We start from the raw sequence: 7,490 nt of genomic DNA, 5'->3' as shown, positions 1-7,490 counted from the left end.
CCCGGGATCCCCTACGGTGAACGCTGTGCCAGTTGTCTGTTTTGCTCCCGCTGCCACGGGCTAATGCCGCAAGGGATCCCTGCCCAGGACCTCACCGCTTGGGTCTGGGGGGCCCAGGAGCAAGCAGGGGAAGAAACGCCGGAGGCAGAATGGCTGTAGGGCGCCCGCCTGCCCACCCCCCTGCACCGCAAACCTGCATACTGGGTTAAGAGTAGTGCAAGGCTGTTAACCGCGATGGCAGGCATCAGTGCTGGCCTTTCCCAGAATCCTGACTGGGATGTGGAGCTCAAGGGGATTCGCAAGCGCTTTGGCAACTTCGTGGCTCTCGATGGCATCACCTTGCAGATTCGGCGAGGCGAGTTTTTTGGCCTGTTGGGCCCCTCTGGCTGCGGCAAGACCACCCTGCTGCGCATCATCGCCGGCCTGGAGATGGCTGACGTCGGGGAAGTGGTGATCTGCGGGCGCCCGGTGGGCCATTTGCCCGCCCACAAGCGCAATGTCAACACCGTGTTTCAGAGCTATGCCCTTTTCCCCTTTATGACCGTGGAGGAAAACGTCGCCTTTGGCCTGCGCATGCGGGGGGTGCGAGGGGAGGCCCTGCACAAGCGGGTGGCCGCTGCCCTGGAATTGGTGGAGATCGGGGATCTGGCTAAGCGCAAGCCCCAGGAACTCTCCGGGGGGCAGCAGCAGCGGGTAGCCCTGGCCCGCGCCTTGGTCAATGAGCCGGAGGTGCTGCTATTGGATGAGCCGCTCTCGGCGTTGGATGCTAAGTTGCGCAAGCAGCTACAGGTGCAGTTGGGCGAATTGCAGCGGCGCCTAGGCATGACGTTTATTTTCGTTACCCACGACCAGGAGGAGGCCTTGGTCACCAGCGACCGGGTGGCGGTGATGCGGGCCGGACGTATTGAGCAAGTCGGCCCCATTGACGAGGTGTACGAGCGGCCGGCAACTGCCTTTGTGGCGGACTTTTTGGGAGCCAGCAACCTCATCGAAGGGATCGCCTGTGGCACGGACTGCGTGGATACGCCCCTAGGCAAGCTCAAGGTGCCCGGGATCCAGCCCAACTTGGAGCCGGTGCAGTTGGCCATCCGCCCAGAAAAGATTCAGCTTTCCCGTAGCGGCTGGGATCTGCTGCCCAACCAAGTGCCGGTGCGGGTGGAAAACCTCATCTACACCGGGGCGGAGAACCAGTACTTGCTGCAGACGGCCAATGGACAGCAGCTCAAGGCCACCGCCCTCAACACGGATATTGAGGAGGCGGGGTTTGAGATCGGCGAGGCGCTGGTGGCCCACCTGCCCCCCAAGAGCCTGGTGCGCCTGCGGCTAGATCCCCGGCAGGAGGATCCCCCATGCTGAGATGGCCAGGGATCCCTTCTTCTGGCCAGCGTGCCCAGGTGCGCGCCGGGGAATTGCTCTCCCCCTGGCAGGAGCTGCTGCACAGCCTCATCTTTGCCGGGCCGGGGGTGCTGTGGGTGGTGGTGTTTTTGGTGCTGCCGGGACTGCTGCTCTTGGCCTGCAGCTTTCTCAGCCGCGGCGAGTTTGGCCAGGTGGGACTGCCCCTGACGCTGGCCAACTACCTGCGCATTCTCGGCTACGGCCCCCTGGGGTGGACGCCCATTTACTGGCAGATCCTGGGTCGCAGCCTGTTGGTGGCGGCAGTCACCACTTTCTTCTGTATGCTGCTGGCCTATCCCCTAGCTTTCTTTATTGCCGCCCACCCGCCCCAGCAGCGGGATCTCCTGCTGACGCTGGTGGTGGTGCCCTTTTGGATTAACCTAGTGATTCGCACCTACGCCTGGATGGTGGTGTTGGCGCCAGAAGGGTGGCTGGCCCGCCTGGCCGCCTGGCTGGGCTGGATCCCGCCCCAGACGGCTCTCTACCCCAGTTGGCTGGCCGTGTACCTGGGCATGGTCTACACCTTTTTGCCCTACATGGTCTTGCCTCTCTACACCGCAGTGGAGCGCATTGACTGGCGCCTGGCGGAGGCAGCCCGGGATCTCTACGCCAACGGCTGGCAGGTCTTCTGGTGGGTGCTTTTTCCCCAAACGCTGCCGGGGCTGGCGGCGGGCTTGATCCTGGTGGCCATCCCAGCGCTGGGCATGTTCGTGGTACCGGACTTGCTGGGGGGCAGCAAGACCCTGCTAATTGGCAATGTCATTCAGATGCAGTTTGGCGCCAGCCTGGACTACCCCTTTGGAGCGGCCCTTAGCTTTCTGGTAACTGGGCTAAGCCTGGGGTTAATCTACGCCTACAGCCGCTATGCTGGCAGCCGCGGCCTCAAAGACCTGCTCTGAATCGTTGCGAGCTCCAAGGGATTGCCCAAGTGCCCTGCGCCGCTTGCTGGCAAGCTCTGCTAGGTTGAGATACTGGCATTGCACTAGTAAGGATCCCTTGACCCAAACGCTCTCTTCTCGAGCTCTGGCTACAGCCACTCCCGCTTCTCCCTCTTCTGTTTGGGATGTCATTGTCATCGGCGCTGGGATCGGCGGGCTGGTGGCGGCCACCCAGTTGGCGGCCAAAGGCTACCAGGTGTTGGTGCTGGAAAAATACCTCATCCCTGGTGGCAGCGCTGGCTACTTTGAGCGTCCGGATCCCAACGGCAACGGGATCTACCGCTTTGATGTCGGGGCTTCCATGATCTTTGGCCTGGGCACTCAAGGTACCACCAACTTGCTCACCCGCGCCCTGGCTGCTGTGGGCCAGTCTTTGGAATCCATCCCCGACCCGGTGCAGATTGCCTACCACCTGCCCCAGGGGCTTAGCCCGCGTGTGCACCGGGACTACGAGCAGTTTTTGCAGGAGCTAGCCAGCTATTTCCCTCAAGAAGCGGGCAGCATCCGCCGCTTCTACGACAGCTTCTGGCCTATCTTCAACAGCCTCAACGCCATGGAGCTCCTCTCTTTGGAGGAGTGGGGCTATCTCTGGCGCTCTTTTGTCGGTAACCCCCGCGCCTGCCTGACTTTGGCCCGCTACTTGCCGGTGAATGTGGGCCAGGTGGCGCGGCGCCACCTACGGGATCCGGCGCTGCGGCGCTTTGTGGATATGGAGTGCTACTGCTGGTCGGTGGTGCCGGCAGATCGCACGCCCATGATCAACGCCGGCATGGTGTTTTGTGATCGCCACTACGGCGGCGTCAACTACCCCAAGGGAGGGGTGGGGCAGATTGCCCAGAAGTTGGCCCAGGGGCTAGAGGCCTGTGGGGGGCAAATCCGCTACGGGGCGCCGGTGCGGCGGATTTTGGAAGAACGGGGCCGCGCCGTGGGTGTCGAGCTCTCCAGGGGGGAAAAGCTCTTTGCCCGCAAGATCATCTCCAATGCCACCCGCTGGGATACCTTTGAGCGCCTCTGGCCTGGATCCCTGCCGGCGGCGGAGCGGCACTGGCAAAGCCGCTACCAACAGTCTCCCAGCTTCTTGAGCCTGCACCTAGGGGTGCGAGCTGAGGCCCTGGCCGGCGAGCGCTACTGTCACCACATTCTTCTAGAAGATTGGCAAGACCTGGAGGCGGAGCAGAGCACGATCTTTGTCTCTATTCCCACCCTCTTGGATCCGGAGCTGGCCCCGCCGGGCCGCCACATCGTCCATGCTTTTACCCCCAGTTGGATGCAGACCTGGCAGGGCTTAGGCCCGGAGCAGTACCGGCAGCAAAAACAAGCGGCAGCCAAACGCCTTATCCGCCGCCTGGAGGCCCTCTGGCCAGAGCTGGGATCCCACATTGAGCTGCTGGAGGTGGGCACTCCCCGCACCCACCGCCGCTTCTTGGGCCGTGTTAACGGCACCTACGGCCCCATCCCTCGCGGCACTCCCTGGGGCCTCTTGGGAATGCCCTTCAACCGCACCGCCATTCCCAACCTCTACTGCGTGGGCGATAGCACCTTCCCCGGTCAAGGCCTCAACGCTGTCGCCTTCTCCGGGTTTGCCTGCGCCCACCGGGTAGCTGTAGACCTTTCCAATTCCTAGGGATCCCTCCAAGAAGTAGCCCCCGCCAACGCGGGGGCTTTTGTTTGTTGCTCTTAGTTTCCACTCTCTAGGGATCCCCCCGAAGGGGGAACTTCTTCTCCACAACGGGGGCGTTGTCCCCGCGAGAGGGAGGTTTCCAATTTCTAGGGATCCCCCCGAAGGGGGAACGTTCAACATAAATTTGTTATCTTCTTCCAGAGTATTTCTGGTTTCCAATTTCTAGGGATCCCCCCGAAGGGGAACCAGTGGCTGAGCTAGTCCAGGGCAACGCGCCATTCTAGTTTCCAATTTCTAGGGATCCCCCCGAAGGGGAACCTTTAAGTCCAGACTGTCTTACCACCACTACCCCGCTGTTTCCAATTTCTAGGGATCCCCCCGAAGGGGAACCACTAGAACCTTTGCAAACCCCAGGGCCCTCATCAGAGGCGTTTCCAATTTCTAGGGATCCCCCCGAAGGGGGAACCAGAGGAGGAGAACTAGATGAGCGACGACTTCAAGAGGTTTCCAATTTCTAGGGATCCCCCCGAAGGGGGAACAGGGAGTGACGGTAATCGGTTACCCATTCCGCGATTAAGTTTCCAATTTCTAGGGATCCCCCCGAAGGGGGAACTTTCCAGAGCTCCACGGAACATGAACTTCTTCTTGAATGTTTCCAATTTCTAGGGATCCCCCCGAAGGGGGAACAAGTTCCTATTGGCAGTTGATGGCTCGCGGGTATTGGAGGTTTCCAATTTCTAGGGATCCCCCCAAAGGGGGAACTTCACGAACTCTCTCCGTCGGGTCGAGAAGACTCGGGTTTCCAATTTCTAGGGATCCCCCCGAAGGGGGAACCCACAAGTTGGACGTTATAACCAGAGAGAAACGCCCTTTAGTTTCCAATTTCTAGGGATCCCCCCGAAGGGGGAACTTCCGGAGGCAAGTAAAAGTCGGACTCTACCAAATGTAAGTTTCCAATTTCTAGGGATCCCCCCGAAGGGGGAACTGATTGCTTTGTTTGTCTTTTACAGACTGGACAAATTCTTTAGTTTCCAATTTCTAGGGATCCCCCCGAAGGGGGAACTGCTGGTTCTTCTCCAATTGGTTCTCTAATCGCTCAACAAAGTTTCCAATTTCTAGGGATCCCCCCGAAGGGGGAACACTCATACGAAGGGCGTCAGCCTCTTCGTACAACACAGTTTCCAATTTCTAGGGATCCCCCCGAAGGGGGAACATCCCCGAGGCCTACCGGCAGGGGATGGACTGGTTGTGCCGGTTGCGTTTCCAATTTCTAGGGATCCCCCCGAAGGGGGAACCTAAATATACTGCCTCCATCCAGTAGGTCAGGTTCCAAACGGTGTTTCCAATTTCTAGGGATCCCCCCGAAGGGGGAACCTCTACCCCTATTAAACCCAAGCGGGGCAAGGAATGCAAGACCCATTTGCGAGGGGGTCGGTCGAAGACGGCAAAAAAGGGCCTGGAAGAGGGGGGGGAAGAGGCCTGAAAGCCTTGTGGCGCAAGGCATCGAGCGGGTCAACGAAGGAATCGGCCTTTGTGGGATTTGGCGAGGCGCTCGCAGAGCTGCTGCTACCGTTTTTGTGTTGCTTTACGAACACAGCTACGTAAGGGGCCGACAACGGTTTTAAAAAGGATGCTGCATCAGCCAAAAGCCGGCAAAGGACTGGGCCCGGAAATCGCTTTGGATGGCGAGGAAGTGGATCCCTTGGGCTTGGCGTTGGCGTTGGGCAAAGCCTTCTGCCTCCGCTTGCAGCTTTTCATCTTTTAGTTGCGCAAACAGGTAGCAATCGCTGAGGCCAGCCTCGAACAGCAGCCGTCCCTCCGCCACCGTCAAGTAAGCAGGCTCCATACCGCTTAGCCAGGCTGCTATGGGCAGCGCCCGCCGCGAGGCAATCACCAACCCAGGAATGATGGTGTCGGGCGCCAGGGCCTCCCAGTTTAGGGGGAACAGCTCACCAAATTCCATTGGCCAGGTCTCGGCATCCCGCAGATCCCTGGCCCGCAGGGTAACGAACGCCCAGCGCTCTCCCTGCAACTTGTCCGGCAGGGGAATGGGATCTGGCGGATCCGGCTCCAATGGCGGCTCGGGGCTATAGGTAAATTGGGTTTCCTGGGGGTAAACCTGCTCTGCCCGTTCCCGCATCCAGGCCCGGAGGGCATAGACGCGGCGGCTGGGCAGCATCGGGATCCCAACGGCATTACAGGCCCGTTGCAAAATGGAGCTCATGCGGGCGCGGAAGACGCGAATGGCCGAAGGGGGCTGGGGGGCCATTTCCAAATAGCTGCGCAGCTGTTGGGCCACCCAGGTGCTATTGACCTCTTGGTTGCTGCAGTACTGGGCCTGGCGAAAATGACCCGTGGGATCGCACACCAGCAGCTCCCAAACCCGCCGCTCCTGGGCATCCCGCAGCGGGACGGCGTTGAAATCCATCTGCCAGATGGGGCCGCGCATAGGGCCAGAACGAGGTGGTTGAGTGGCCAAGTCTGCCTCCCCTTGGCTACTTGCCGCTGACCTCACCGCCTGAGCAAGTGGAAAAGCGATCCTGGGAAGGATGGGCAGACCTATCCCCCACCAAAGCCCATTCCCGCTCCCCAAAAATGGCGGCAGGGTAGCGGTAGTACTTAAACTCCAGCAGGTTGTAGAAGGGATCCTGCAAAAAGAACGTGCCGTGCTCCAGGGGGGTGCCGACAAAGCGCCAGCGCGGCTCCTGATAGAAAAGCAATCCCCGTGCCTGGGCCTGCTCCGCCAGCGACTGCCAATCTGCTTGGGCAGGGAAAATCAGGCCAAAGTGGCGGGGGTAGATGCCCCGCTGTGGCGTCAGCTCTTCCTGGGTGAGGTGGGCCACCAGTTGATGGCCATAGAGGTTCAAAATAACTGAAACAGGGGTTTCCCGACCGATTTGGCAACCCAAGCCCTCGCCGTAGTAAGTCTTGGCCAAGGCAATATCGGCAACGGGAAAGGCCAGATGAAAGCGGATGGGTTCCATGGGCTCTCTCGCAAAGCAGCCTGCTCGACTCAGGATCCCTGCTCTTTACCAAGTTAAGCGATTTTAGCTCAACTGGCGGGAAGCCCCGCACTGTATGGGTGAATTGTGTTGACTCAAGAGCCAATCAGTGTCGGGATGAAAGCGGTTTGTGCTACAAGTGAGAAGAATATTAATAAATCTCTGGAGAGCTTCCTGCCGTGGGCGGCACAGTGGCAGCACGCTGAGACCTCCGTACCAACAAGTCTGGGAAGCGTGAAGCCTGTACGCTATCGGCTCGCGCAGCGTAGCGTCAGCCATGGTGTGTTGACTCAACGAAGATGAGTGCCCGGAGTCGTTCTGCTGCAACTGTCCCGCCCGCAGCAGCGCTGCCTGCTCTTGGGTTCAGGCATAAAAGTCGCGCTCGTAAAGCTGCATACTTACTCCCGGCGCAATTTGGCAGTTATTTTTCAGGGTAAAAGTTGGGATCCATTGCCTGTTCAACGTAAGGCGCGGGATTCCCCACCGTCTATACGGTGGGGAGGGATAGCGCCTCCTGACTGATTCTGGATATAT

The 7,490-nt window shown here is 59.8% G+C and carries 5 protein-coding genes and 1 CRISPR repeat array; of the genes, 3 read left to right on the top strand and 2 right to left on the bottom strand.

All coding sequences use genetic code 11. The features are described from left to right. Positions 1-234: 234 nt before the first annotated feature. The 3 genes from NW845_RS11810 (at position 235) to crtH (ending at position 3,957) form a co-directional block, all read left to right on the top strand. Positions 235-1,356 (top strand): ABC transporter ATP-binding protein, encoded by a 1,122-nt coding sequence (locus tag NW845_RS11810; RefSeq protein ID WP_414378681.1) that lies wholly within the window; start codon positions 235-237, stop codon positions 1,354-1,356. Next, positions 1,350-2,294 carry an ABC transporter permease gene (locus NW845_RS11805; RefSeq protein WP_414378680.1) on the top strand — a complete coding sequence of 315 codons (945 nt, stop codon included), beginning with the start codon at positions 1,350-1,352 and terminating at the stop codon, positions 2,292-2,294. Before NW845_RS11810 ends, NW845_RS11805 begins: the two co-directional genes overlap by 7 nt. 97 nt (positions 2,295-2,391) lie before the next feature. Beyond that, positions 2,392-3,957, top strand: coding sequence for a carotenoid isomerase (crtH, locus tag NW845_RS11800; RefSeq protein ID WP_414378679.1), 1,566 nt, complete (start codon positions 2,392-2,394; stop codon positions 3,955-3,957). 56 nt (positions 3,958-4,013) lie between these two features. Then, positions 4,014-5,328: direct repeats of the CRISPR family, unit length 36 nt; unit sequence GTTTCCAATTTCTAGGGATCCCCCCGAAGGGGGAAC. A gap of 247 nt (positions 5,329-5,575) precedes the next feature. Here crtH and NW845_RS11795 read toward each other — a convergent pair. Then, positions 5,576-6,433 carry a Tab2 family RNA-binding protein gene (locus NW845_RS11795; protein ID WP_414378678.1) on the bottom strand — a complete coding sequence of 286 codons (858 nt, stop codon included), beginning with the start codon at positions 6,431-6,433 and terminating at the stop codon, positions 5,576-5,578. A gap of 16 nt (positions 6,434-6,449) precedes the next feature. After that, complete coding sequence (locus tag NW845_RS11790; protein ID WP_414366435.1) at positions 6,450-6,938, bottom strand: VOC family protein; 489 nt, start codon at positions 6,936-6,938, stop codon at positions 6,450-6,452. Positions 6,939-7,490 lie beyond the last annotated feature (552 nt).

Source organism: Synechococcus sp. H60.2, assembly GCF_047462315.1.
Lineage (GTDB): Bacteria > Cyanobacteriota > Cyanobacteriia > Thermostichales > Thermostichaceae > Thermostichus.
Note: the sequence above shows the minus strand (reverse complement) of the source record. Positions and strands in the feature narration are given on the sequence as shown.

Excerpts from the sequence above, each read along its gene's own strand:
- NW845_RS11810 (WP_414378681.1), top strand. The coding sequence starts at position 235 with ATGGCAGGCATCAGTGCTGGCCTTTCCCAGAATCCTGACTGGGATGTG.
- NW845_RS11805 (WP_414378680.1), top strand. The coding sequence starts at position 1,350 with ATGCTGAGATGGCCAGGGATCCCTTCTTCTGGCCAGCGTGCCCAGGTG.
- NW845_RS11790 (WP_414366435.1), bottom strand. The coding sequence starts at position 6,938 with ATGGAACCCATCCGCTTTCATCTGGCCTTTCCCGTTGCCGATATTGCC.